The following is a 23,694-nucleotide window of genomic DNA, read 5'->3' as shown; positions in this document are numbered from 1 at the left end:
GTCAGCGCACCCGCACCGGTTCGGGCTGGACGGGCCGGGATTCGGGCTGCAGCTCTGCCGGCAGCGGCAGGAACTCCTCACCGACGCTCTGCAGGGCTTCCCGGTTGAAGAGCGTTCCGGCATTTCCGCGTATTGCCTCGTAACTCCAGCCGCCGGCGCGGTATTCGGTGGTGGCCGCGGTCGGGTGCGTCCAGACCTGCAGGCGGTCCCCGCCGGCGCCGATGGCCTGCCCGGTGATGCCGGCGGCCTCGTCGGAGGCAAGGAAGGCAATCAGCCCGGCGACGTCGTCGGCAGTTCCGAAGCCCAGGTCGTGGCGGAAGAAGGACGGCATGGCCTCCCCGCGCTCGTCCGCCTCCACAGCTTTCTGGAAGTAGGGGACTGTTTTGGTCATGGCGGTGGCGGCCACCGGGATGACGGCGTTGGCGGTGACGCCCGCCTTCTTCATCTCCATGGCCCAGGTCCGCACCATGCCGACGATGCCGGCCTTTGCAGCCGCGTAGTTGGTCTGGCCGAAGTTGCCGCGCTGGCCGGTGGGGGAGCCGATGGTGATGATCCGGCCGGGAACGCCGTTTTCCTTGAAGTAGGCGAAGGCCTCGCGGACACAGGTGAAGGTGCCGCGGAGGTGGACGTTGATGACGGCGTCGAAGTCCTCGTCGGTCATCTTCAGCAGGCTCTTGTCGCGGAGGATGCCGGCGTTGGTGACCAGGATGTCGAGGCGGCCAAAGGCGTTGACCGCGGCCTGGACCAGCTGCTTGGCAACCTCCGAGCTGCCGACGGGGGCGACGACGGCGGCCGCCTTCCCGCCGTCGGCCTCGATGGCCCGGACGGCATCCGCTGCAACATCGGCGTCAACGTCGTTAATGACGACGGCGGCGCCCTGGCGGGCGAGTTCCCGGGCATAGGCGAGGCCCAGCCCGCGGCCGCTCCCCGTGACGATTGCTACTTTGCCTGACAGGCTCATTTGCTGCTCCTTTGCTAGCTGATCGTGCATCCTTGCCTCCGGCATGGGATGCTGTTCTATATCCATGAAAATCTGGATAGTTGAAAAAGTCAATGATTATTTTTGTTTATTATTGGAGGGTCCATGACTGAGGCGGTGACGGGGCAGCTTGCCCCCGCGGCGGACAAGCTTGTTCCTGCCTCCATCAGCAGCGACGCCGGCTTTCTCCTGGCGAAGCTCCATGCCGCGGGATCGGTGGTTAACAACCGGGCGCTGGAGGAGTTCGATCTGAAGGAGCGCTCGTATTCAGTGCTGGCCCTGGCCGCGAGCGGCCTTGAGCCGAGCCAGCGCGAAATGGCTGATTTTCTCAGCCTGGACCCTAGCCAGATCGTCGCCCTGGTGGATGACCTGGAGAAGCGGGGCCTGGTGCTGAGGGCGCCAGGAAAGCAGGACCGGCGGGCCAAGATCGTGACGGCGACAGCCGAGGGGCAGAAGCTGTTCTCCGCGGCCACGAAGTCGACCCGCCGGGCCGAGTCGGAGGCTCTGGACCGCCTGGACCGGGAGGAAATAGCCGAGCTGAAGCGCCTGCTCCGCAAAGCGCTGTGGCCTAGCCTGGAGGGATAGCGGAACAGGCGCTCACGGCCTCTTACTGTCCGGGCGTCCAGTCGCGGTCGTTGATGAATTCGGCCGGGCGGAATTCGACGTAGTTGGCGCCATCCAGTTTCAGGGACGTTGCGGTCGCCTGCAGATCGGCGGTGGTGGCCACGGAGCCCCAGTGGCCGGTTTGGAGCCGCTGGTCCATGGCGTCGACGGCGGCCACGTTTTCGGCCACCGTGAAGTTGCAGTGCCCTTCCCGGCTGACGAAGGCCTGGCGGAACAGGGCGTTTTTGCCCGCCTGGCGGACTGTTTCTGCGTACTCTTCCTGGTATTCGATGGGGGCCAGGAGATCCATCGTGGTGTGGGTGGCTAGCAGCGGCACCTGGAGCTCGCCGGTGGGGGTGGAGGTCCGGAGCATCCACTGGAGGCCCTGGCTGCTGGGCTCGATGTCGGCGTTGGCCGTGAGCGCGGAAAGGTCGCCGTTCAGGTCCAGGCCGGCCGTGGCGTACATGTGCTCCACCAGTTGGCGCTGGGCTGAGGACTGCAGGAGTCTTGAATAGTCGACGCCCGCGGTCCAGCCGCTGTCGCCGCCGGCGGCGTTGACGATCGTGTGGCGCCGTTCGATCACCGTGGGGAGAGTGCCGAGGACCAGCTTCGCCTGGGCAGCTGCCAGCGCGTCCGGATTGTCCGCGGCGACCCCGTCGAGTTCGGTAGGGGTATTCAGGAGCGCGGCCACCAATGCGAGCCTTGCGCGGCCTTCCGAGGAAGTGCTTGCGTGCTGCAGGGCTGCTTTCAGCGCGGCAATCGTCTCGGCAGACTCCGCCGGGGTGGTGAAGCCGGCGAGGCGGATGTCCCGTCCGGGAAGAAGCAGTTCCGCCGCCGCATAGGCCGCGTCGAGCTGGTAGTTGTTCAGGGCAACGCCGCCGCCCACCAGGCCGCAGGTGCTGACGGCGCCGTCGATGCCGGAGTTCGGGATTTCCGCCATCATGCTGGTCACGAGGCCTCCCATGGACCGCCCGACGGCGATGACCCGGCTTGCCTTGCCGAAGTGCTCCTCGAAAGCTGCCAGGGTGCCGAGTTGGTCCTGGGCTGCGGTCTGGAGGGCCCAGCCGGTGGTGGCGTAGGACGAGGACGCAACGGCGTAGCTGCGGACCACAAGCGCGCTGGCCGTGGGCGCGAATCCTGTGTCCCAAGCGGGGTTTGCCGGTCCCGGGCGGAAGCCGTGGGCAAAGAGGACCAGCTTTCCGTTCCAGTTCGCAGGCACCTCGGCCCGCCACGCAGCCCCGTCCGAAAGGGTGCCCGAGGCGACGGAAGGGGTTGCTGTCGATGGCGTGGCTGCCGCGAGCGACGGCCCCGACGCATCCGCCCGCGGCTGGGCTGCCAAGGCGGCCGGGGATGCGGAGGCTGCAGCGAGGAGGGCGGCAAGGGCTGATGTCGAAGCGATGGTGCGGCAGCTTTGGCGCAATGTGCGGGTCATTCGGGCAACCTTGTCAGTCGAATTAAAGTTAGATCAGACAACTAATGCTTATCTTAATGATTGATGTTGTCAACGAATTTCCGTTTCAGTCAACTGACCTTCGACCACTAGTTCGCCTCACCCACGGCAGCTACCCGCGGCGGCCTGCTGTAGCTGTCCCCAGCCGGGCTGGTCTCGTAGTGTTTGATAAATGACGGGGGAACGCGCGGGGTGAGGCGGCAGCTCTGGCTTGGGACCGGTGGGACTCGACGCACACATCCACGGCCGGCGGGATGTAAGCGGACCCGTCATCACGCCATGCAAACTCCATCAGCGCTGGGCGGACAGTCGACTCATCGTCATCGAGAACGAAGGGCACGGTGGCCCGGAATCGGTGGCCGCGCTTGTCGACGCCGTCGAAGAAATCGCTGCTGGCCTGCCCTAAGCGGACAGACAAGGGGGGCCTAACAGAACTGCACGTCGTGTTTTAGGCTTACTCCACACCTCGCGTCTGCCCGTCGCGAGCTGAATGAAGAGAGGCAGAGCCAATGCAGCCCGACCTTGGCCAGCGCGCCGCGAACGAGCACGCCGACGCGGCACAGTCCCTTCTTTCCGCCGCCGAACAAGCTCTCTCAGGCGCCGATGTCGACGCTGAACTGCAGATCAGGCTGGCCCAGGCGCATGCCACTCTGGCCCTCGCATTCGAGACGCGCGCCGCGGCCTATGACACCCGGACTGCCGCGTACGTCGGATATCTGGCGACGCTGAAATCGGAGGCTCGATCGGACAAGAAGCAGCACGCTGCCGTCGTGGCGAAGCTCGTCCGCGATCGTCTGGGCTTCGAAGCCGAGTAGAGCCGCAACGCCTAGAAGCCGGCGCCGCCGGGCCGTGCCGGTGGACGATCAGAGCGTGGCGCTGGTCCGGCCCGCGAACACCTTGTCAGCAATGAACGACGGCGGTGGGTTTACTTACACTTTCGTCGCCCCGGCCCGCGCTGCCAAGGGCCAGGCAACGGTCACTGCGGTGCCGTACAACATTGACTGGTGCGACGACACCGGCAGGAACAACCCGCTGGAGGGAGCCATCGTCGTAGACGACGTCGATGACGAGGTAGCCGTTCTCCGCCCCCGACATCAGGATCGGCTGCCCCCGCAGTGAAGTCAGCTCCCGCTGGAGTAACAGGAGCTGCATTTCCTTGCCGTTCCCGGGCGGTCCTGTGACCGGTCGGGCTTCCGGAGGGGAAGCGTCAGTGGAGGGAACGGGCCTCCTGGTCTGGATGAATTCGCCATTCGCCAACATACCGGTCACCTCGTAGGAGCCCCACATCACACCGCCTGCGCTGGCGAAGTGCCCGGCCTCGGACCAGTCCCAGTTTCGGAGCACCGGTCCGCCGCATTGGGGCGGAAGCGAGGCGGCAAAGGGGCCCAGGCAGAACAGGGGCGCGCCGCCCCGCTTCTGCAGGACCATGCCCTGGCCAACGAGTTCGTCGCTCGGGACAGCTCCAGAGGTGGACTCCGTGGCGGTGGGTCACGGCTACGGGCGGGGCCGGTGAGCATGCGCAGAGCATTGCGGCAAGGGCCGCTATGAGCCACCACTTGCGCCGCCCGGTCATGGATTCGTTATGGATCTACACGCGTTTGCCGGTCGCTGCCCCGGCCGCTTTGCACTTGGCCCTGAGAAAGGACTGCTCTGCTTGTGACAATTGGTGTTCGCCGTGCTGGTCCTGGGCGACGTGGCCGCCCGAGACCTGGTGAACCACGTTTGCCACGGTCCGCGGAAGAACCACGCAACCGGGATTTTCAATGAGCCACTTCTTTGTGGGCTCATCAAGTTCGTTCCACCACTCATCAATCGGCCGTTGGCCCATGACGTGCTCCTCGGATTTTGAGACCCTGCATAAATTGACTGCGGCCGCCGGGGCTGGCGCTTCGGGCGCCGCTTGACGTGCAGAAACTGCCAAAGCACACATCGCTTAGGTGCTCATGCCCACCTGCCCCCGTCGCGGCGCCGGACTGTCAACACCTCTGCCATTGAGGTGCCGAGAAGAATTCACGAATCTCTGAGTTGGTAATCAGTATCGAGTGTGGTCCTGATGCAGGGAGGGGTCAAGGGGTACCCGTAACGTCGCGCAACCCGGTGGCGAAGCCCAATTGGTGGGCAAACACTATGCGGGGGAACTGACGGTGGAGTAGCTTTTACACGTCCGGATGGCCGTGCGGCCTCCGCCAGCGAAGACCCCGCTGCCACCCGCCACGAGGAGCCCCGGATGACACGAAAGACAACCGGCCCCCTCACTGACTTCGACCGGACGGACCTCGCCGCCGCCGGCGGCAAGGGTGCCGCTCTGGGCGAACTGGTGCGGCAAGGGTTTCCGGTGCCTGGGGGATTCGTCATCACCACGGACGCCTACCGGTGGCTTCTCGCCGATACGGGGCTCGGGGCTGCCCTGGACGGCATGAATCAAAACGTGCCCGACGGCGGTGCCCTCCGTGCGCTGTTTGCCCGCTTTGGCATGCCGGCAGCTTTGCGGGCGGAGATTGGCGAGGCATATGCCGCCCTGGGAGGGGGCGCCGTGGCGGTGCGCTCCAGCGCCACCGCCGAAGATTTGCCCGGCGCTGCGTTTGCCGGCCAGCAGGACTCGTTCCTGAACGTCGTCGGCGAGGAGGCGGTGGCCAAAGCTGTCGCCGACTGCTGGGCGTCCCTCTGGACCGACCGGGCCATTGCCTACCGGCGGCGGCAGGGGATCGACCCCCGCGAGGTGGCGATCGCCGTCGTAGTCCAAAAGATGGTGCCGGCCGACGCCGCAGGTGTCATGTTCACGGCGAACCCGGTCACGGGTGAGCGGAGTGAGACCGTTGTGGACGCCAGTCCGGGCCTGGGGGAGGCGGTGGTCTCGGGAAGGGTGACGCCCGAACACTACGTGCTGGACCGCACTGGCGGGATCCACAGCTTCCGTCCCGGCGGCGGCGAGGTGGTGGTCAGCCCGGACGCAGGCGGCGGCACGCGGGAGCGGCCCGGCGTCCGCAGCTCGGTTCCCACCCTGGCCGCGGCCCAGCTCCGGGAGTTGGCTGACCTGGGCCGCAGGGCGCAGGAGCACTTCGGCCGGCCGCAGGATATCGAGTGGGCGCTGGCCGGCGGCCGGATCCATGTCCTGCAGTCGAGGCCCATGACGGCGCTGCCGCCGCAGCCGCTCCGGCTCAACGCGATCCAGCGGCGGGTTGGGCCGTTCTTCATCGAAATGTTCCAGGAACGGCCCTACCCGTTGGATGTGTCCGGCTGGATGGAACAGGGGATTTTGGCCATGCTGCACCGGATGGCCGGCAGCGTCGGAGTGCGGTTCCCGAGTGTCGGGGAGCTGCTGCCCGAGGAGGACGGCGTGGTGGTGCAGCTGGTACCGCCGGTACCGCGGCTAACCCTCCGCGCGCTGGCTGCGCCGCTGACCCTGGCCCGCCGCGCCAGGCAGTTCAAAATGGCCGAATGGAAGGACGATTTCCGGTTCATCCACTTCCTGGACCGGGTGGACCGGCTAAACGCATTGGACCCCGAGCCCCTGCGCTGGGCCGAAGTTGTGGGTGTTACGCGGGAGTCCTTCGCCACGATGCGGGGCATCACCGACCTCCGCAGCTCCTACCTGCCCGGCATGTTTCTGCCCATGCTGCGGCTGCGCCTGTTGCTCGTGCTGCTGGGCAGGATGAGGCTGGCCTCCGCCCTGATCGCGGGCGCAGAAACCCGGACAAGCCAGGCGAACCGGTCCTTGGAGCAGCTGGCCGCGATGGTCGGAGCGGATCCGGGGCTGGCCGGCGCCTTTGCCTCATCCGACGGGCCGGCCCTGCTGCAGCTTGTGGAGCGGGACCCGGCGCACGCTGCCTTCCGCGAGGCGTTCGCTGGGTTCCTGCGCGAATACGGGAACCGTGAAACTGTCAGCGTTGTGCTGAGCAGTTCGCCCACCTGGTCCGACGCCCCCGAGGTTGTGCTGGGACTTGTCAAGGCGCTCCTGGGCCAGCGGCCGCGCACGGCCGACCAGACCGGCGCGGCGCTGGCGGAGCTGAAACGCCATCCGCTCCTGCGGTTCAGGCGCATCCGGCGGCACGTGCTGGCCGCCGTCGACGCGGCCCGGGCAGGCATGGCGTTCCGCGAGGACAGCCACTTCTATGCCACCAAGGTCATCCGCCCATGCGCCGCGCGTACCGGGAGCTTGGCCGGCGCCTCGTTGCCGACGGTGTCATTGATGACGCCAGGGACGTCTACCACCTGCGGTTTGCGGAACTGGCGGCAATAACGGACGACGACGGCGCGCTGCCGGCGTCCGTCCGGCAGCGTTACCGGCCGCTCGTGCAGGCCAGAGCGGCCAAACGCCGCGAACTCGAAGGGATTCCGCTCCTGGACACGGCGCTGCTGTTCAGGAACCGCCGCACTGCTGCCGGCGTTCTGGTCTCCGGCACGCCGGCCAGCCGCGGCCGCGCGGAAGGGCCGGTGAGAATCATCAGGGGACCGAACGAATTCGGCCGGCTGCGCAGCGGCGACATCCTCGTGTGCCCCTACACGAACCCGTCCTGGACGCCGCTGTTCCAGCGCGCCGCCGCCGTCGTCGTCGACATGGGAGGGCTCGGCTCCCACGCGGCGATTGTGGCGAGGGAGTACGGGATCCCCGCAGTCATGGGGACCGGCACGGGAACGGGCATCCTGGCCGAGGGGCAGCGCGTCATCGTGGACGGCAGTGCTGGGACGGTCGCCGCAGCCGACTAGGGGCCGGCGGTTTGGGGGCCAAGCACGACGGCAACCAGATTGGCCGTGGCCGGCCATGCCAGAAATCGCCGCAGACAAGACCTTCGCCGATCTTGCCCGAAACTTTCGCCGATCTTGCCCGAACGGGGTGAGCATGAAGACGAGGCTGAGAGGGGTGAACATCATGGCTGACGACAAAGAAGTGCTGGACTGGGTCTCTCCCCGCAAGCAGCGGGAAATCGACAACCAGGCCGCGTTCCTGCGCTTCCTCCTGGAGCGTGAAGAAGCGATCGCTCAAGAGGGCGAGAAACTGTATGGGTGATTGATGGCACCAATCGCGGTCGCCCGAAAGTAGCTGAAGAGGCACAATTGCCAAGGTCATTGCGGTCGGCGGCCTCGTCGTCGTACCTCTTTGGGGCAGACTGGTGGCATGAGCGGAATCCGGTGGGTGCTGCACGTCGATCTCGACCAGTTCATCGCGGCGGTCGAAGTGCTCCGGCGGCCGGAGCTTGCGGGCAAGCCGATCATTGTCGGCGGCCGGGGCGACCCCACGGAACGGGCTGTGGTGTCGACCGCATCCTACGAGGCCAGGGCGTTCGGCGTGGGTTCCGGAATGCCCTTACGCATTGCGGCCAGGAAAGTGCCGGACGCTGTGATCCTGCCCGTCGATCACGAGGCCTACCTGGCTGCGTCTGAAACAGTCATGACGGCCCTCCGCGCGCAGCCCGGCGCCACCGTGCAGGTGCTGGGCTGGGACGAAGCATTCATGGGCACTGAGACAGACGATCCGGAAGCCTACGCCCGGCAGGTGCAGGCCGCTGTCCTGGAGCGAACACAACTGCATTGCAGCGTAGGCATCGGCGATACCCTGGTCCGAGCCAAGGTCGCCACCGGTTTCGGCAAGCCGGCCGGCGTCTTCCGTCTCACGGCCGGGAACTGGCTCGAGGTCATGGGCAGCCGGCCTACCAAGGACCTGTGGGGCGTCGGAACCAAAGTGTCGGGCCGGCTGGCCAAACTCGGCATCAACACAGTCGCGGAGCTCGCCGCGTCCGACCCCCAGGACCTGGTCCCGGAGTTCGGCCCCAGGATGGGTCCCTGGTACGCGGAGCTCGGACGCGGGGACGGCGCCAGCATTGTGGACGACACCCCGTGGGTTGCCCGCGGGCATAGCCGGGAGACCACTTTCCAGCACGACCTGACCGAGCCCGCCCAGGTGGACGACGCCGTCAGGGAGCTGACAGCGCGCGTTCTTGAGGATGTTGCGGCCGAAGGGCGGCCCGTGGTTGGGCTGACCCTCAAGGTTCGGTACGCGCCGTTCTTCACCAAAACCCACGCGAGGAAGGTTCCCGAGACGTTCGACCGGACCGAAATCCTCACGCGGGCCTTGGACCTCGCAACCGCAATCGAAGCGGGCCGCCCGATCCGGCTCCTAGGACTGCGGGCCGAAATGGCGATGCCTGACGATGCCCGAAAGGGACATACGCCGACGCGCGGTGGTTGGTGACGCCGTCGCTCTTGTCCTTTACCCGTCGGGTAGGTTTGTGAAAAAAGGAGAGGTCAATGAGCGAGAAACTCCGTTGGGGCATCCTGGGCACCGCCCGCATCGTCCGCAAGACAATTCCGGCCCTGCAGGAAACGAAAAACGGTGAGGTCGTAGGCATCGCCTCCCGCACCGAGGAAAAGGCCAGGGAGTACGCCGACAAGCACGGCATCCCACAGGCGTTTGGCTCTTATGAGGCGCTGCTCGCTGCCCAGGACATCGATGCTGTCTACATTCCGCTGCCGAACGCACTGCACCTCGAATGGATCCTGAAATCCTTGGACGCGGGCAAGCACGTCCTCTGCGAAAAGCCTTTGGCGATGAGCGCCGCCGAGTGCGAGGAGATTGCGCGCAAGGCCGACGAGACCGGGCTCAAAGTCCTGGAAGGCTTCATGTACCGTTTTCACCCGCGTTTCGAGAAACTGCAGGAGCTGCTCGCGGCCGAGGCGGTGGGCAAACTGACCTTTGTCCACGTCGGTCACTCCTTCGATGCGGGCGCGGACGACAACATCCGATGGTATTCCGGGCTTGGTGGCGGCGCACTTTTCGATACGGGGTGCTACTGCGTCAACGTGAGCCGGATGGTCACGGCGCAGGAGCCGGCTCGGGTCGCCGCTTTTGGCAACTACCGCGACGCCAACGACGGCGGCCGGATTGACACCAGCATTGCGGGCATCCTGCGCTTTCCCGGCGCCGCAACCGCGCTTTTTGATACCGGAGTGAACCTCGAGCGCCGCAACTTTTTGGAAATCACGGGCACCGAGGGCCGGCTCTTCCTCGACAATCCTTTTGGGCTCCTGGAAGAGGATTCGGTCCTGGAGGAGCATCACTTCGGGCAGGACACGGTCTATCACGAGGTCAAGGGCGAAAACCACTTCGTACGGATGGGCGAACACTTCGCCGACAGCGTCCTCAACGGCACGCCGCTCCGCTACGATCTCACGGACGCGGCCAACAACGCGCGGGTGCTGGAAGATCTCGACGGGGCAGCGCGGAGCCAAGAGGGCGTCTGAACCGAGGGCACATCCGGATCCCGGCTAGCTCGCCGGGTCGTACCCGAACTCGCGGAGCTCCTGCGCGCAACGGCAGGCCACCGCGATCTTCCTCGCCCACCCGACCGCGTCCTCGCGTGTCGGCAGCTCCAGCACGGTGAATCCACCGGTGAGCTCGGAGCCCGGATAGATCTCGGTGCTCACCGACCCGTCGGCGGAGACCAGAACGGGATCGACTTCCTCGTTGATCCCGCCGCCGAATACGTAGACGCCGGCAGCCTTCGCCTCCTCGATGACTGCGTGGGATTCGGCCGAGACGACCGGGAACTCCTCGTCAGTGAGCACCATTGCTTCGCTGGGGAAGGAGATGAGGTATTTGGTCATGCCTCGATGATGCCCCGCGGGCGGGCCGGACAGCAACGGTTGTGCCTCAATCCCCATTTGCTCCCGGCGTGTTCAATCGGGTCCCGCCCGCCACTGGAGCTAGCCGGCCTGTCTTGGTAGCTTTCAACGCATGGCCATCAAACTTGAGAACGTCGGGATCGCCGTTCGCGACCTGGAAGCAACCATCGCCTTTTTCACCGACCTCGGTCTCACGGTCGTGGGCCGTGACACGGTCAGCGGGGAGTGGACCGATACCGCCGTCGGACTCGATGGCAACCACGCCAAGATTGCCATGCTCCAGACGCCAGACGGTTACGGCCAGCTTGAGCTCTTCGAATACATCCACCCCAAAGCGATCGAGACGAAGCCAACTCGTCCCAATGACATCGGCATGCACCGCGTCGCCTTCTCAGTCGACGACATCGACCAAGCCCTTGAGATAGCCGCGAAGCACGGATGCTATCCACTCCGCGGCGTGGCGACATACGAGGACGTCTACAAACTCACCTACGTACGCGGTCCCAGCGGCATCCTCGTGATGTTCGCCGAGAAACTGATCAAAGACTGACGCTTGAATCGGACCAACTATAAGCGTGGGTGCCCGCTGCAGCTGCACGGATAGGCCGGCGCGACGGAACGATCATCCTCGCAGGCGGCAGCGGCCACGCGGACGTCACCGGGGATCAGGCCTTGGCGAGCGGCAGCACCAGCATGTAGCCGGCCGGCAGATTGCTGCTCCAGCGTCGCGGTGCACGGACGACGAACTGCGTTGCCAACTGTTTGGGGGTGAGCAGGGCGTTGGGCGCGGGGGACGGTCCCCATCGAACGTCTCCGTACGGGTAGAGCGGATCCTGGACGCGGATGCCGGTGACCGAGAACTTCGGGAACTGGTCGGGATCGCCTAGTGACGTGAAGCCGCTCATCACCCACACATGGCGACCGCGCCACATGACCAGCCCGACGGGCCGGCCTGTCTCGGCGATGGCCCGCGCCGCGGTCCGCAGCGCTACGTCGTAGTTGGCGATGCTAACGACGGCGTAGGGCCCCATCCCGACCTTAGTCAGCACCTTCGCCCAGCCCAAGGGGTTGGCCCCGTTGAACGAGTTGGACGACCGCGCCCGGGCCATCTCCCACAGCTCGCCCTGCTGAACGCGATCGGTCCACGTGCCTGCTGCCCCCGCATCGTCGATTAAATTGTGCATGATCTGGATGCTCGCGGCCACACACCACTCAAAGGTGTACTGGGGAACGAAGTCCCCCTCCTGGTAGAGGTTGAGGGCGAACGCCCGGGGCACCGGGGTCGGCGTCGGAATCGATGTCGGGGTGGGGGACGGGGTCCGGTGAGGAGCTGGGACGCCATCGCGTGGGGCCGGCGGGGCCGAGGTGGTCTGGATCGGTCGATCGGTGGCGACTTCATCGAGTCTGACAGCGGGCGCGCAGGCCGAGAGGAGGGTCGCTAGGCTGACGAACCAGGCCAGGATACGGAGCTGGGCACCGATCATGATCGGACCATTTTATCCCTCCGCGCACAAAATGCGTCGCTCAGGGGAGGGCGGGGCCTTAGTGCCACGCTGATTCAGCTTGAGCAGGGGCCGAAGCGTTGGTTCTTGTTGTTGGTTCTCGCGTGCGGGAACCTTGGTGAGTCAGGTCAGATCACGTTCTGCAGGGAGACCAGCCGTGTCATCCACCCGCACCAGCGTGGCGTTCCACGTCTCAGAGCCAGTGGCCGCAGCCGTTGCTGGCGGGCGCCCTGTCGTGGCTTTGGAATCGACCATTTTCACCCACGGTCTTCCCCGTCCGCGCAATCTTGAAGTTGCTTTGGAAGCTGAGGAACGCCTCCGCAGTCAAGGGATCCTTCCTGCAACGATCGGTGTCTTCGCCGGTGTTCCGACGGTGGGGCTCAGCCTTGAGCAGATCACCTCGCTCTCCAATGACGGGGCAGTCAAGAAAGTCAGCCTCCGCGATCTTCCCGTAGTGGCTGCTCTTCGGCTCCACGGCGGCACGACCGTGGCAGCAACAGCATTCCTGGCACACCGCGCCGGCATCAAAGTGTTCTCAACCGGCGGCTTGGGTGGAGTTCACCATGGTGCGGCGACATCCTTCGATGAATCTGCCGATATGACTACCCTGGCTACTACCCCGATCATCGTCGTGAGCGCCGGCGTGAAGTCCATACTGGACGTCGCAGCCACCCTCGAACGGTTCGAAACGCTCAACATCCCGGTCATCGGATATAAGACCAAGAAGTACCCTGGCTTCTACGTTTCCGACTCGGGGTTTGAGATCGAGTACGCAGTCAACACCCCCGATGAAGTTGCAGCAATCTGCAGCGCACGAGACGACCTGCACATCGAATCGGCCATCCTGTTGGCAAACCCGATCGCAGAGGACAAACAGTTCCCTCCGGCCGAACTCGACGACATTCTCTCCCGGGCGTGGGCGGAGGCGGAGAAGAACGGGATCAGCGGCAAGGACACCACACCGTTCCTTTTGGACTTCATCCAGCGCGCATCAAACGGCCGCAGCGTGAATGTAAATGTCGACGTGTACCGCAGTAACGTGTCCCTGGGTGGCGAAGTCGCCTCCGCGCTGACCCGCTAACCGGAGTGGCCGCCTTGAATGGCCAGCGTTGGGAGTCGGCCCGCCCTTCGCAGCATCAATTTCCGAGGGTGTGGTTGGTGGCTGCTTCGTCGCTACCTTTCACCTCGACGCTGTTTGTGGCGGCCCAATTGGCCAGCAGCTGCAGTCCGTCGTGGGACGTGGAGCCTGGTTCCGCGGAGAACACGAGCATCTGAAGGCCGCGGTCAGCGGCCAGGTCCAGCCCGAGGTAGTTCAGGTCGAGGTCGCCAACGATGGGGTGGTGAATGCTTTTGATGCCGGTGCGGTGCTCGCGGACGTCGTGCGCTCCCCAGAGTTTCCGGAAAAGGTCGCTGCGGGTTGAGAGTTCGCCGACGAGGTCGCTGAGCTGGCGGTCGTAGGGGGAACGGCCCGCTTCGACCCGGAGAAGGGCAACGATTTGGCGGGTGTTGAATTCCCAGTCCCGGTAGAACGTCTGTGCCCTGGCATCAAGGAAGGCGAAGCGTGCGGCGTTCACGGGCTGCCGGGAGTCCTCGAACATCTCTGAGAAGAGAGCCCGGCCGAGGCGGTTGGTGGCCACGGCGTCCAGCCTGCCGTTTTGCACGTACACCGGGACAGTGGACATCGCGTCGATGGTCTGCTGCAGGGTGGGGTTGATCTGTGTTTTGCGTGCCGGGCGCCTGCGCTGCGGGTGGGCGCCGGCGTTGGCTGAACGGATGAGCTCGTGGAGATGCGAGTGCTCTGCCTCATCCAATTGGAGCGCCCGGCTGACCCCATCAATGACGGCCTCCGACGCTCCCTTGGCATTGCCGCGTTCCAGGCGTTTGTAGTACTCCGAGCTCATGCCGGCCAAGAGCGCCACTTCTTCCCGCCGCAGGCCAGGAACGCGGCGCCGCCCGCCGAAGTCAGGCAGGCCCACTTGCTTCAAGGTCAGCTTTGCCCGCCTCGAGACGAGGAACTGGCTGAGATCGTCCTGGTTGTCCATGGTGTCGAAGGTACTCCACCTCGAGCCCGCTAGCGGGTCCCTGCCAGGGAACCTCTAGGTAGGGTCTCGTTAGCCCACGCGCTGACCGGTTGACTTGAATCATCAGCCGTCCCGCACGGGCCGGTTGGGACCTGGGAAGGCATCATCGCAGATCTCCATTGCTGAGCCTTGGGCCATGCCCAGACCCAGGCCTGAAACCCACACTGAAAGGAAAGAGCATGAAGAACGCACGTCTCGGAGACCTGGAAGTTTCCGCCATCGGACTCGGCGCCATGACCATGGCCGGCACTTACACCAGCGAGGGCACCCTGGATAACGCGGAGTCGATCCGCACGATCCACCGCGCACTCGATCTCGGGGTCACCCACATCGACACGGCAGAGATCTACGGGCCTTTCCTGAGCGAAGAGATCGTCGGCCAGGCGGTCAAGGGACGCCGCGACCAGGTCAGGATCGCCACAAAGTTCGGCCTCGTCTCCCATTCCGGCGGCGGTCCCGGCGAGATCGACAGCAGTGCAGCGAACGTGAAGGCCGCCGTCGAGGGCTCCCTCAAGCGCCTCGGCACCGACCACATCGACCTGTACTACCAGCACCGGGTCGACCCGAACACCCCGATCGAGGAAACCGCCGGCGCCGTCGCGGACCTCATCGCCGACGGCAAGGTACTGCACTTCGGACTGTCCGAAGCCTCCCCGGAGACCATCCGCCGCGCACACGCAGTACAGCCGGTCACCGCCTTGCAGACCGAGTACTCTCTCTGGACCCGCGACGTGGAGGAGGAAATCCTGCCGCTGCTACGTGAACTCGGCATCGGCTTCGTCCCGTACTCACCGCTCGGACACGGCCTGCTGACCGGTCAAATCCGGTCCGTGGACGACTTCCCTGACGACGACTGGCGCAAGACCAACCCGCGATTCACGGGCGAGAACTTCCACCGGAACCTCGCGATCGTCGACGAAGTGAAGGCTATCGGCGCCGAAATCGGCGCGACCCCCGCACAGACAGCCCTCGCCTGGCTGCTGACCCGTGGGAACGACATCGCCCCGATCCCCGGCACCCGTCGGGTCTCCCGCGTCGAGGAGAACACTGCTGCCGACGGCATACAACTCACCGGCGACCAGCTGGAGCGGCTGAACACCCTGCGGCCTGCCGCAGGGGAACGCCACGACGAGGCCAACATGGCCTCGATAGACGGCTGATCCCCGGCCGTGGTGTCCGGCCAAACTCCCCGTTCCAGTGGGCGACAACGCAATGGCTGCGACATCGGCTCCCACGCGACCTGAGGCGATCAGAGGGGCTTGTCCGCGGTTGTTCCAGTTCCGAGTTGGGTCGCAGCAATGCCTCGTGCCGGCAGTGCCGCCACGTTCCCGGGCTTTCCGACGAAGCCGAACGACCCTTTGTGGAACCAGGGCGCCGTGGCGTCCGAGGTGCATGACGCTTCAAAACCGTCTGAACCGGTGAGGACGACCGGCACCCAGGCTCCCCGCCGTTCGGCAATGGCGACGAGGATCATGAAATTGCCAGCAAGTACAACAACGCGCAGATTACTGACATTACGGAAAAGACAGCCACAATCGCGGCGAAACCCCACTTTGCGCTCATGATTTCTCCCACTCCTAGGGGGCCTACATGCCCTGGTTCCTTCCATTCGCATTTTGATACGCACAAATGTGAATTCCATGGGAAACAGCCCTGCGTTCACCCAATTCGCGCCGAAGCGCCCGGACGGAGAACAAGCGACCAGAAAACTTCTGGACGACAGAGGTTGGGGTAGCCCGCTGTACGCGAACGAGGCAACGCCCTAAGGGTCCGGCGTAGCCGCTTCGGTGAGGGGTGCTGGCGGGTATGCCGAGGGTGACTACGGAGATGCCGGAACGACGCACGAGGCCGGAGTTCCGGAGGGCCAGCCAACGGAATATCCGGAGGGCCGGGATGCCGCTCCGGGCCCCACCGATAACGATAAAGAAGGCAGGAGCCGCCGCGACTGATTCTCAGGCCGGCGCCATCACCGGTGCTCATTTTCAGTCCTTTCCTGCGGGCGTCCGTGGAGTCTGCGTGGCTTTAAGGGTGCCCGGTCAGTGCTGTTCGCGCAGGTCAAAGTTCAGGTCGAGGTCCTCGAATGAGCGCAGGCGGCGCCACGCGGAGGCCGGCCGGGCCGCGGGCTGTGCCGCTGCTATTGGCATGCGGTCCGCCGCGGTCAGTTGTTTGAGGTCCAGCCCAGTCAGGGCGGCGATATCCCGGACGGGCACCTGGAAGGTCCGGAACGGGCCCAGCGGGGGAGAGCCTTCCTGAACTCCTGGTCGTGAGAGGTCCGGGAGTACCGGGGTCTGGTCCACGATGTACCCTGTGGCTGCCAGTGTGCCGTCGTGAATGAAGGCGGCGACCTTGAAGAACCGCAAGGGAATCTGGACATCCCGGTACAAGGGGTCGCTGTCGCTGAAAACGGGGCCGGTGAAGACGATGAGCCGGCGGCGGTAGTCGGCTGCGTTGTCCAGCAGGTATGTTTCCAGACCAAGCCAGAGCTCCATGCCCTGGTTGAACCTTGCTGCCTGCGGCGCCGCATTGGTGTAGTGGAAGGTGTCTTTATTGGCCTGGGCCGCCTCGGCGCGGGTGTCACCCCAAACGGCGGACGCCCTACGTGCGAGGTGGCCCCGATCGATGTCGTTGTTGGCATAGACCCGTTCACCTGTCTGCTGACTCTCCGGCAGCCTCGGATCCAACTTCCAGGGAATTCCGGAGCGGTCGATGTCCATCAGTTTCCCGCCGTCGATGCCGAGGCCGGCTACCGCGGCAAGGCGTTTGTCGGTGCGCATGAGCACCGAGAAGTGCGTGTAAGGCAGCAGGACGGTGTCGACCCCGTTCAGTGTGGGCAGGGGAACGTGCTGCCCCAGGAATTCGGAGTCAAAACCCTCACGGCCTGACAGATCGCTGGCGATCAACGGCAGCGGGTCAGGGGTCAGTTCCGTCATCTGTTGAAGGTATCAGCGACAGCTGGCGTCTGCGCGCACCACATGCGGTGCAGGCCGGCAGGGCTCCTCCGGAGCCGCCGGGTGCGTGGGCAAAACACCGGCACTGAATCTACCGCGGTCGCTGACGCCGCCCAGACTTTGCTCCCTTGCTGCTCAGTGCGGGACTGCCATGCATGCGGCGCAGGCAGCGCCGTCACCGGCACTTCTGCCCGGAGGTGTGCCTTGGTTCCCGCCGAACCCGACGTTACAGGCGGTGCATCACAGGGCCCGGCGGACTGGTCAAGAGCCACCGTACTGGCCAGGTGTCCGATCCTTTCGTGCTCTCCTAGGGATACCTGAGGAACACACGAGGCCAAGCCCCTCCACGAAGCGGTTGCCGCCACTAGAGTCTCGAGACTGATTACTTGCCATCGTGGCTGATCAAATCCACCGTTCTGCCCGTGCATATGCCCCGGCCCCGTGCCTTGGATCAAGAAGGCGGCCGACGGCTGGCTTGACCTCCACGTCGTCGAGTTGCCGGAACTTCGGGCCATGCCCGAAGCGTCGAAGATATCCCGGACGCTGTCAGGGACGCGGCAATACTGACTGACCGCCCCGGGCATGACTTCGACGTCGAGGTCCGGAATTAGCGCCTCAGGCCCTAGGACCTGAACTTTTCCCCAACCGGGAGCAGCGGACGCTTTATTGAGGTCCGCTCCGCACGTCGTCGCGCGTCGCCGGTCCGGAGGCTCGCCATCCCGTCAGCGTGTCACAGGAGGATCGCGACTTCATCCTGGACAAAGCCCGCCACACCACCCAGCAGGGCCGGGGCACCGCTTTTCTGGTCCCGCACCGGCACCATGGAACTAGGACTTCCGGACGATGGCCGCTCTGGCGGCTCGGCAGTAGCCCCGCAACGGCGCCTGCCCTCGCGGGCTTTTCCGCCGGACCCGACATAGGCGGTGTCTCGAAGTAGACGCCCCCAGTTTGGATAGACCGCCGCGGCGCGTCCTGCCAGTACGGTTTTCGGCTCCTGGAGCGGCGTCCTGCCCCCCGAATTTCATCCAATGATTTTGAGGAGTGTTGACGGTATGGTTGGGGTCAATCCAGCAAGCGCTCCATAGGACTGACCGGCGTCACGGTTTCACCCACGCGAGTGATTTCACCCCGTTCGGGCGCGCAAGGGGCTTAGGCGGCGCATTGTCGATGAGAGACGATCATGATGTCGTGTGGTTTCTTGAGGCAGGGGAGGATGAACTCTTCGTCAGGCTGGGGCGGCAACTTGTAGGCGACAATCTCGGTATGAGGCCGGACGATACAGATGAAAACCAGCGTTTCGGCAGGGCATGATTCGACGCGTATGCAATGGAGTTCAGAGCGGTGGTTTGTGCCCAGCGCTTCGCAAAGGGCGTTCTGAGCGGTGATTCGACTGGCATCCTGGTCGACATGGCGACCGTGGTACTGCCGCTTGTCAACAACCAGAAGCCGATCGCACTCACTGTTTCAGGAATCATCATGCGCCGCGGACTGACAGCCTTTTACCAACCCGGTGAGTCTTAACTCCTCAGGAGTCTGACCACTGTCGATGGAAGGGCGCACACCTTGAATTCTCGATCGGGGTGAAGGGCTGCCATCCGGATGTCCCGTATGCCCGGCTCGAGGACCTTCACCGCCCGGTGAAGGTCCCCGAGCTGGAGCACGGGCCGTCTCGAAGCCCTAGCGTTTTGAGGCAGGAAGTTTATGAGACGCGTTCCGATGGTTTCAAAGGTGAATAGAGGTCGATTGCACGAGTTAGCGGGAGTCAAGGGGGCCGTAGGTGGGGAGATCGAACTGCGTGTTCGATTTGCCGTCTCCGTTTAGGCGGCTGGCGATTCCTCGCACGAAGGGCGTGCCAGCTGTCCGGATCGCAGCTTGAAGTACCGCAACGCCGGCGCGCGAGGTGGGGTTGGCGATTCTTGGTACCCCTGGCGGAAGTTTCTGCACCTGCTCGACCCATGGGCGCATGATCCGTTCGTAAGCAGCCAGCCCGTCTTTTACGGCTCCGTACGCGGCGATCTCTCCGGCGAGGACATAGGCGCCAACGATCGCGAGGGTAGTGCCCATCCCGGTCACAGGCGAGGGGCAGTAGGCCGCGTCACCGACCAGCACGAGCCTGCCTTGTGACCACCGCGGCGCGTGGACTTGGCCCAGCGACTCGGTGTACAGGTCTTCGACATCGTCAAGGGCATCGAGCACCCGGTCCGCCTCCCAGCCAGCACCTGCAAAGGTTCTGCGCAGCAGTGCGCGCTGCTGGTCAGGTGTCCGCTGGGGAGAACCCATGGGTTTCTCGGCCCGGGTCAGGGTGCGCGTTACGATCGCGCGCGTGGTGCCGTGCCGGTCAGGTCGAAGCGAGATGGTTCCACCCGGGGCGTTGAACCAGCGCCACCAGTCCGTGTCTGTCTCCGTCCGCGGAATGGTCGCCCAGGTCGCCTCCACCCCCAAGCCGTGAACGACGGACCCACCACTCAGGAGCAGCCGGCGGGTGCTGGAGCCGATGCCGTCGGCGGCCACCACGAGGTCGAACCGCTCGGCGCTGGCATGCTCGAAGCTGGCCAGAACGCCGTCGCCTTCCGGCGTGACCGCGGTGATGCGGTCTTCGAAGCGGTATTCAGTGCTGTCGGAGGTGGCCGCGACAAGGAGTTCGGCGAGGTCACCCCTTAGGATCTCCACTTCGGCGGTCACGCTCAAACCGCTCGGGTCGCCGGCCGGAAAACGGGCAAGCACCTGCCCGCGCGAGCCGATGAACTCCACGCCCAACTCGCCCGGATGCACGGCGCGGACCTGTTCCTCGAGCCCCATCCGGCGAATGACCTCCAGCCCTGCTCCCTTCAAATCAACGTTCTGCCCCCCAGTGCGCAAAGCCGGCGCCCGCTCCACCACTGTCGTGCGCCAGCCGAAGCGGTTCAACCAATATGCGAGAGCCGGGCCGGCGATGCTCGCACCGGCGATCAGGGCGGAAGGAACAGACATCCACAAAGGCTATCGCTGTACTTCCGTCATTGGTGCAGAACGTCAGCGGACCAGTGCCTGGGTTCCGCTGGATTGGCGGCGATCAGAGTCGGCCTGGATCGGCGGATGAGGGCATTACTCATGGGCGGTTGATTTTTCACCTGCGAACGGAAGGACCTTCGTGGCCCTTCACGGAGGACGGCCATCTTGAGCCTGCCGGCCGGGCGCGGCTGCGTAAGTATGTAGTCACCGAGAATGTCACCAAGACCGTCCCGGCGCAGCGTGAAGAAGTCCTGATCGTACGCGAACCCATCACCGATGCCAACATCGCTGCCGCTACCAGCGGTCCCGACATCAGCGAGGAAGAACACGAAGTCATCCTTCACGAGGAACGCCCATTGTGGAGAAGGAAACCGTCCCGGTTGAACGGGTCCGTGTCGACAAAGGTCCGTGACCGAAAACGTCGCCGTCAACGAAGAAGTCCGCAAGGAGAACATCGAAACAGACGGAATCGACGACACCTGCCGCTAAACGATCAGCTGCAACCGGGCCCGGGCCCCTTCGCACGTCCTCCCTTGCCCCGCCCCTTTTCCTTCACCAACAACTCTAATGTGCCTGCCCCGGGGCAGCTGCTGTTGAAAGTCCCAAGGAGCAGAAGCCATGATAGGTCTGCCGTGAAGCAGACGCGGCGCGAGAACCTGTCCACGTGCAGCAGCGGCCAGGGCTATCACTCCCTGGGCTACGGACCTGCTAGTTGTAAGGTGGGTGGCAACCGAGAAGGCCGGGGGGCTCGAATGGATCAAGGCCGCGTTTGCCTTGTCGTAGAAGATGATGATGACATCAGGGCACTCATCAGGATCGTGCTGACGCGCTGATTTCGAAGTGCGTGCGGTCCGCACAGGGGCTGAAGGCATTGCCGCGGCCGCCGATCCTGCCATTTCCTTGATCACTTTGGATATGGGCCTGCCCGACATGGACGGGCACGTGGTTGCCCGCGCCATGCGCGCGCAGAACAACGCCCCGCTCCTGTTCCTGACCGCCAGGGCCGAAAACGACGATGTTCTTGCCGGGATGGCCTCAGGCGCAGCGGCTTACCTCACGAAGCCCTTCCGCCCAAAGGAGCTAGCCCAAAAAGCAAGTGAGCTCTGCCCCGCTCCTCTGGAGCACACCGTAACCAAGGCAACGCACCCAGCATGAAGGATCCTGCCTGCCAGCTCTCGCAAAACGCTGCAGAACCTGAAGAGCCGGACATGTCGCGACTCAGTTCGCCCTGCGGCGGCTTTCTTCAACACATATCTCGTACCAAAGGATTGCATCCGGTTCCGGCGCGCGAGTATCAAGATTTCGATAAAGACCATCCAGAAGTCGGGCTAGTTCTTGATCCGATAAACCAGCAGCGACCACGGCAGGCCCTCTTGAATCGCCCATGATCCTCAAGAGTTGCGTGTTCGTCGTCGGGGCGGAGATTTCAGCCGGGCGTCGGCTCCTCGTCATTGGCGACAGCCTCGATCCCGTCCAAAACCTCGGAAAGCTGCGGACGGGCGGTTGATTCGCCAGCCCACCACCACGCAAAATCAGCCGTGCCGCTCGTAACCCCGGGGATGTGGCCTTTACAGGCGGCGGCAGCGGCTCACCGTTGTGCTCGATAAGCCAGGTACGGGTTCCCGCCTGGAACAGCGGCCACCACTTGGAAATGCTCATTACTGCAGTGTGGCACCGACGAGGTCGTGTGCATACAGCTTCCATAAGAGCCCCGGGGTTTTGTACCCGCAGCCTTAGGAGAGGCACCTTCCTGACTTTCGGCCAATAACGCAGCGGCGGTGATTCCAAACCGGTTTGGAAGGAGCAGGGCCGGGAGCTTCGGGCCGATCGGTTATGTACCAAGCAGGAAGTCGGCCATCAGCCCTTGAACGGCTTCGACCATGGTTGTCGCCGTTGGCGGTCTTGCAGCCTACTTAGTCTGCGGTGGAACGAAAGTCTTGGCGGATCAGTGTTTTGCCGTTGTGAAGTGGGTAGCTCAACGTCAGGACGTGTTTGAATCCGGATTTATTCATCGCGTCTGCAAGGTTCACCGGATCGATGTCGGAGGAGATGGATTCCAGGGCGTCAAAGGATGCCGCGTACTGGGTGGCGCTGACGAAGCTGGCAGCCTGGTTGAGTTGGGTGACGCATGAGAGCGTTCCGATGTGGTGGTGGTTTGCGGCCGCAAAGGCGGCGAATTCGTCAATGCCAAGATACTCGATGATCAGGTTTGCAATCAGGAGCCCGACCGGTGGGACCCTTAGAGCACGGTCGATCGCCGTCTGAACCAGCTGTAAGCGAGGACCAAGCGTTGCTTTGTGCCGGTCCGCGCAGGCTCGAAGGTAACTGCCGTTGATGTCATATCCGAAGACCGCGTCCGTTGTGGCTGGATTAATCAGGTCCAGTCCGTTTCCGCCGGCGACACCCAAGATCCCGATGGAGGGGGACGGGTACGCACTGACGGGTACGCACTGAGTTGTTCCCCCGTGATCCGGTGAAGGAGCTGTAGCTGGCCCACCCCGGCGTCGCTCATATGCTTCTCGTAGATCGCCAGGTCAATGCCTTCCCATGGATGATTTTTGCGATTTCCGTGGTCGGAGGTGGTCATTACATCGATACCTTTGCGTGTTGGACAGCGGGAATTATCAAGAATGCAGGTGTCTCTAGACTGCCGGAAAACCGGTCCTCTTTGCGGGAGCCGGCGCGACGGTGTGCCGGGCTGTGCAGAACACGAGATTGGACCCATCGGAATAGAAGGTCCCCTTCCGGAGCCACCACGTGTGGAGGCCCAAAATAGGGAACCTCAACCGGGCCAGCTTCCTTGGTCTACTCCAAGGGGGCGGAAGCCGGATCGCTGAGCCGCAGCACCTCTATCGGGGGACGAGGAACTAATGATCGACGGAGAACAGGAAGTCCTCAGCGGCCATCAGGCAACTTTGATTTAAGTTCTTCTGCACGGGAAGCGATGGCCTGACGCTGCTCTCGGGTGAATCTTCTAGCCTGCAAGTCAAGGACTGCCCGGCTGCCCAATTCTCCCACACCCAACAGCTGGCCCACCCGACGGATTGCTTCGTCCCTGTCCTCTGAATCCTCAACCATCTGGAAGACCTCGTCACGCCGATCCATCGCCTGTACAAGGGCATCGAGGATCATCAATTCTTGCCTGGTCTCCCGCTCATCCCCACCCATGCGGCGATTCTTGCACGACGGAAGTCACAGGGCATCGCGTCCAGTTGAGGATCGCAGAAGAAACGTCTACCGGGCGTTCTTTGGCGGGAGGTTGAAAAAACTACCTCGGTCACCAGGGACCGATGTTGCTGTCGTCCTCTTCGCCCTCGTACCTGTACTCCTCTGGAAGCTTTGTGAGCTCTCTAATCGACAGGAATAACGCAATAGCACCGACAACTACTATGGCTGCGGCAATTAGGACATGGTCTCGCGTCGGCTCCCGCAGTAGGAGAATGGGACCCACGATCATCGCAATGACACCTAGAACGATTTGAGTCCACCAGTAAATCCTGGAACGCCTCTCCTGTGGGTG

At 64.2% G+C, this 23,694-nt stretch carries 25 protein-coding genes and 1 pseudogene; 14 read left to right on the top strand and 12 right to left on the bottom strand.

Annotated features, from left to right (window positions below):
• Window position 1: 1 nt before the first annotated feature.
• Window positions 2-961 (bottom strand): SDR family NAD(P)-dependent oxidoreductase, encoded by a 960-nt coding sequence (locus ARGLB_RS03370; protein WP_003798923.1) that lies wholly within the window; start codon window positions 959-961, stop codon window positions 2-4.
• Window positions 962-1,084: 123 nt separating this feature from the next.
• On the opposite strand from ARGLB_RS03370, the gene ARGLB_RS03365 reads away from it, so the two are divergent.
• Window positions 1,085-1,564: a MarR family winged helix-turn-helix transcriptional regulator gene (locus ARGLB_RS03365; protein ID WP_003798920.1), complete on the top strand. Its 480-nt coding sequence runs from the start codon at window positions 1,085-1,087 to the stop codon at window positions 1,562-1,564.
• 22 nt (window positions 1,565-1,586) lie between these two features.
• Here the strand turns inward: ARGLB_RS03365 and ARGLB_RS03360 are convergent, their stop codons facing one another.
• Window positions 1,587-3,014 carry an alpha/beta hydrolase family protein gene (locus tag ARGLB_RS03360; RefSeq protein WP_003798917.1) on the bottom strand — a complete coding sequence of 476 codons (1,428 nt, stop codon included), beginning with the start codon at window positions 3,012-3,014 and terminating at the stop codon, window positions 1,587-1,589.
• Between the two features lie 238 nt (window positions 3,015-3,252).
• Between ARGLB_RS03360 and ARGLB_RS03355 the strand changes: the two genes are divergently transcribed.
• The 8 genes from ARGLB_RS03355 (at window position 3,253) to ARGLB_RS03325 (ending at window position 10,271) form a co-directional block, all read left to right on the top strand.
• A complete protein-coding gene (locus ARGLB_RS03355; protein ID WP_175304952.1) occupies window positions 3,253-3,438 on the top strand; it encodes an alpha/beta fold hydrolase family protein in 186 nt (61 codons plus the stop codon).
• A gap of 103 nt (window positions 3,439-3,541) precedes the next feature.
• Window positions 3,542-3,847, top strand: a complete 306-nt coding sequence (locus tag ARGLB_RS03350; protein ID WP_003798913.1) for a hypothetical protein — start codon at window positions 3,542-3,544, stop codon at window positions 3,845-3,847.
• A 40-nt stretch (window positions 3,848-3,887) separates the two neighbouring features.
• Complete coding sequence (locus ARGLB_RS22625) at window positions 3,888-4,151, top strand: hypothetical protein (RefSeq protein WP_139023239.1); 264 nt, start codon at window positions 3,888-3,890, stop codon at window positions 4,149-4,151.
• A 1,108-nt stretch (window positions 4,152-5,259) separates the two neighbouring features.
• The gene (locus ARGLB_RS03335) at window positions 5,260-7,272 is read left to right on the top strand and encodes a PEP/pyruvate-binding domain-containing protein (RefSeq protein WP_003798907.1); all 2,013 of its coding nucleotides are present in this window, start codon (window positions 5,260-5,262) and stop codon (window positions 7,270-7,272) included.
• Entirely contained in the window at window positions 7,167-7,739 is a 573-nt protein-coding gene (locus ARGLB_RS23810) for a PEP-utilizing enzyme (RefSeq protein WP_003798905.1), read from the top strand. Before ARGLB_RS03335 ends, ARGLB_RS23810 begins: the two co-directional genes overlap by 106 nt.
• Before the next feature lie 55 nt (window positions 7,740-7,794).
• Entirely contained in the window at window positions 7,795-8,040 is a 246-nt protein-coding gene (locus tag ARGLB_RS23100; protein ID WP_139023238.1) for a hypothetical protein, read from the top strand.
• A gap of 108 nt (window positions 8,041-8,148) precedes the next feature.
• Window positions 8,149-9,222, top strand: coding sequence for a DNA polymerase IV (locus ARGLB_RS03330; protein WP_175304951.1), 1,074 nt, complete (start codon window positions 8,149-8,151; stop codon window positions 9,220-9,222).
• 56 nt (window positions 9,223-9,278) lie between these two features.
• Window positions 9,279-10,271, top strand: a complete 993-nt coding sequence (locus ARGLB_RS03325; RefSeq protein ID WP_003798898.1) for a Gfo/Idh/MocA family protein — start codon at window positions 9,279-9,281, stop codon at window positions 10,269-10,271.
• Window positions 10,272-10,295: 24 nt separating this feature from the next.
• Here ARGLB_RS03325 and ARGLB_RS03320 read toward each other — a convergent pair whose 3' ends face one another.
• Window positions 10,296-10,634 (bottom strand): YciI family protein, encoded by a 339-nt coding sequence (locus ARGLB_RS03320; protein WP_043417812.1) that lies wholly within the window; start codon window positions 10,632-10,634, stop codon window positions 10,296-10,298.
• Between the two features lie 130 nt (window positions 10,635-10,764).
• On the opposite strand from ARGLB_RS03320, the gene ARGLB_RS03315 reads away from it, so the two are divergent.
• The gene (locus ARGLB_RS03315) at window positions 10,765-11,202 is read left to right on the top strand and encodes a VOC family protein (RefSeq protein ID WP_003798895.1); all 438 of its coding nucleotides are present in this window, start codon (window positions 10,765-10,767) and stop codon (window positions 11,200-11,202) included.
• Window positions 11,203-11,317: 115 nt separating this feature from the next.
• Here ARGLB_RS03315 and ARGLB_RS03310 read toward each other — a convergent pair whose 3' ends face one another.
• Entirely contained in the window at window positions 11,318-11,929 is a 612-nt protein-coding gene (locus ARGLB_RS03310) for a hypothetical protein (RefSeq protein ID WP_245531464.1), read from the bottom strand.
• A gap of 382 nt (window positions 11,930-12,311) precedes the next feature.
• On the opposite strand from ARGLB_RS03310, the gene ARGLB_RS03305 reads away from it, so the two are divergent.
• Window positions 12,312-13,235, top strand: a complete 924-nt coding sequence (locus ARGLB_RS03305; protein WP_003798889.1) for a pseudouridine-5'-phosphate glycosidase — start codon at window positions 12,312-12,314, stop codon at window positions 13,233-13,235.
• Between the two features lie 55 nt (window positions 13,236-13,290).
• Here the strand turns inward: ARGLB_RS03305 and ARGLB_RS03300 are convergent, their stop codons facing one another.
• Complete coding sequence (locus ARGLB_RS03300; RefSeq protein WP_003798888.1) at window positions 13,291-14,196, bottom strand: helix-turn-helix transcriptional regulator; 906 nt, start codon at window positions 14,194-14,196, stop codon at window positions 13,291-13,293.
• Window positions 14,197-14,414: 218 nt separating this feature from the next.
• Between ARGLB_RS03300 and ARGLB_RS03295 the strand changes: the two genes are divergently transcribed.
• Window positions 14,415-15,395, top strand: coding sequence for an aldo/keto reductase (locus ARGLB_RS03295; RefSeq protein WP_003798886.1), 981 nt, complete (start codon window positions 14,415-14,417; stop codon window positions 15,393-15,395).
• Between the two features lie 89 nt (window positions 15,396-15,484).
• Here the strand turns inward: ARGLB_RS03295 and ARGLB_RS03290 are convergent, their stop codons facing one another.
• The 3 genes from ARGLB_RS03290 to ARGLB_RS03270 all read right to left on the bottom strand — a co-directional run bounded on the left by ARGLB_RS03290 (window position 15,485) and on the right by ARGLB_RS03270 (window position 20,153).
• Complete coding sequence (locus tag ARGLB_RS03290) at window positions 15,485-15,709, bottom strand: hypothetical protein (protein WP_043417810.1); 225 nt, start codon at window positions 15,707-15,709, stop codon at window positions 15,485-15,487.
• Window positions 15,710-16,271: 562 nt separating this feature from the next.
• Window positions 16,272-17,165 (bottom strand): DNA/RNA non-specific endonuclease, encoded by an 894-nt coding sequence (locus ARGLB_RS03285; protein WP_003798882.1) that lies wholly within the window; start codon window positions 17,163-17,165, stop codon window positions 16,272-16,274.
• 1,770 nt (window positions 17,166-18,935) lie between these two features.
• The gene (locus ARGLB_RS03270) at window positions 18,936-20,153 is read right to left on the bottom strand and encodes an FAD-dependent monooxygenase (RefSeq protein WP_003798876.1); all 1,218 of its coding nucleotides are present in this window, start codon (window positions 20,151-20,153) and stop codon (window positions 18,936-18,938) included.
• 188 nt (window positions 20,154-20,341) lie between these two features.
• Here ARGLB_RS03270 and ARGLB_RS22620 point away from each other — a divergent pair.
• Window positions 20,342-20,663, top strand: a pseudogene (locus ARGLB_RS22620) (YsnF/AvaK domain-containing protein); the annotation flags it as partial.
• Window positions 20,664-21,014: 351 nt separating this feature from the next.
• On the top strand, window positions 21,015-21,329 hold the full coding sequence (locus ARGLB_RS03260) for a response regulator transcription factor (RefSeq protein WP_003798873.1): 315 nt from the start codon (window positions 21,015-21,017) through the stop codon (window positions 21,327-21,329).
• Window positions 21,330-21,392: 63 nt separating this feature from the next.
• Here the strand turns inward: ARGLB_RS03260 and ARGLB_RS23955 are convergent, their stop codons facing one another.
• From ARGLB_RS23955 to ARGLB_RS23805, 4 genes are all read right to left on the bottom strand, one after another.
• Window positions 21,393-21,833 (bottom strand): hypothetical protein, encoded by a 441-nt coding sequence (locus tag ARGLB_RS23955; RefSeq protein WP_245531463.1) that lies wholly within the window; start codon window positions 21,831-21,833, stop codon window positions 21,393-21,395.
• A 254-nt stretch (window positions 21,834-22,087) separates the two neighbouring features.
• Window positions 22,088-22,582, bottom strand: coding sequence for a hypothetical protein (locus tag ARGLB_RS03255; protein ID WP_003798871.1), 495 nt, complete (start codon window positions 22,580-22,582; stop codon window positions 22,088-22,090).
• 487 nt (window positions 22,583-23,069) lie between these two features.
• Window positions 23,070-23,342 carry a hypothetical protein gene (locus ARGLB_RS03250; protein ID WP_003798867.1) on the bottom strand — a complete coding sequence of 91 codons (273 nt, stop codon included), beginning with the start codon at window positions 23,340-23,342 and terminating at the stop codon, window positions 23,070-23,072.
• Between the two features lie 109 nt (window positions 23,343-23,451).
• Window positions 23,452-23,694, bottom strand: a 243-nt coding sequence (locus ARGLB_RS23805; RefSeq protein ID WP_003798865.1) for a hypothetical protein, incomplete at its 5' end; no start/stop codon positions are given.

Source organism: Arthrobacter globiformis NBRC 12137, assembly GCF_000238915.1.
GTDB classification, from domain to species: Bacteria; Actinomycetota; Actinomycetes; order Actinomycetales; family Micrococcaceae; genus Arthrobacter; species Arthrobacter globiformis.
Note: the sequence above shows the minus strand (reverse complement) of the source record. Positions and strands in the feature narration are given on the sequence as shown.

Coding starts and splice junctions, on each gene's coding strand:
- ARGLB_RS23955 (WP_245531463.1), bottom strand. CDS start 21,833: ATGAGCATTTCCAAGTGGTGGCCGCTGTTCCAGGCGGGAACCCGTACC.
- ARGLB_RS03320 (WP_043417812.1), bottom strand. CDS start 10,634: ATGACCAAATACCTCATCTCCTTCCCCAGCGAAGCAATGGTGCTCACT.
- ARGLB_RS03300 (WP_003798888.1), bottom strand. CDS start 14,196: ATGGACAACCAGGACGATCTCAGCCAGTTCCTCGTCTCGAGGCGGGCA.
- ARGLB_RS23100 (WP_139023238.1), top strand. CDS start 7,795: ATGCCAGAAATCGCCGCAGACAAGACCTTCGCCGATCTTGCCCGAAAC.
- ARGLB_RS03335 (WP_003798907.1), top strand. CDS start 5,260: ATGACACGAAAGACAACCGGCCCCCTCACTGACTTCGACCGGACGGAC.
- ARGLB_RS03330 (WP_175304951.1), top strand. CDS start 8,149: ATGAGCGGAATCCGGTGGGTGCTGCACGTCGATCTCGACCAGTTCATC.
- ARGLB_RS03350 (WP_003798913.1), top strand. CDS start 3,542: ATGCAGCCCGACCTTGGCCAGCGCGCCGCGAACGAGCACGCCGACGCG.
- ARGLB_RS03270 (WP_003798876.1), bottom strand. CDS start 20,153: ATGTCTGTTCCTTCCGCCCTGATCGCCGGTGCGAGCATCGCCGGCCCG.
- ARGLB_RS03365 (WP_003798920.1), top strand. CDS start 1,085: ATGACTGAGGCGGTGACGGGGCAGCTTGCCCCCGCGGCGGACAAGCTT.
- ARGLB_RS03360 (WP_003798917.1), bottom strand. CDS start 3,014: ATGACCCGCACATTGCGCCAAAGCTGCCGCACCATCGCTTCGACATCA.
- ARGLB_RS03295 (WP_003798886.1), top strand. CDS start 14,415: ATGAAGAACGCACGTCTCGGAGACCTGGAAGTTTCCGCCATCGGACTC.
- ARGLB_RS03325 (WP_003798898.1), top strand. CDS start 9,279: ATGAGCGAGAAACTCCGTTGGGGCATCCTGGGCACCGCCCGCATCGTC.
- ARGLB_RS03370 (WP_003798923.1), bottom strand. CDS start 961: ATGAGCCTGTCAGGCAAAGTAGCAATCGTCACGGGGAGCGGCCGCGGG.
- ARGLB_RS03315 (WP_003798895.1), top strand. CDS start 10,765: ATGGCCATCAAACTTGAGAACGTCGGGATCGCCGTTCGCGACCTGGAA.
- ARGLB_RS03250 (WP_003798867.1), bottom strand. CDS start 23,342: ATGGGTGGGGATGAGCGGGAGACCAGGCAAGAATTGATGATCCTCGAT.
- ARGLB_RS03290 (WP_043417810.1), bottom strand. CDS start 15,709: ATGATCCTCGTCGCCATTGCCGAACGGCGGGGAGCCTGGGTGCCGGTC.
- ARGLB_RS23810 (WP_003798905.1), top strand. CDS start 7,167: ATGCGCCGCGCGTACCGGGAGCTTGGCCGGCGCCTCGTTGCCGACGGT.
- ARGLB_RS03285 (WP_003798882.1), bottom strand. CDS start 17,165: ATGACGGAACTGACCCCTGACCCGCTGCCGTTGATCGCCAGCGATCTG.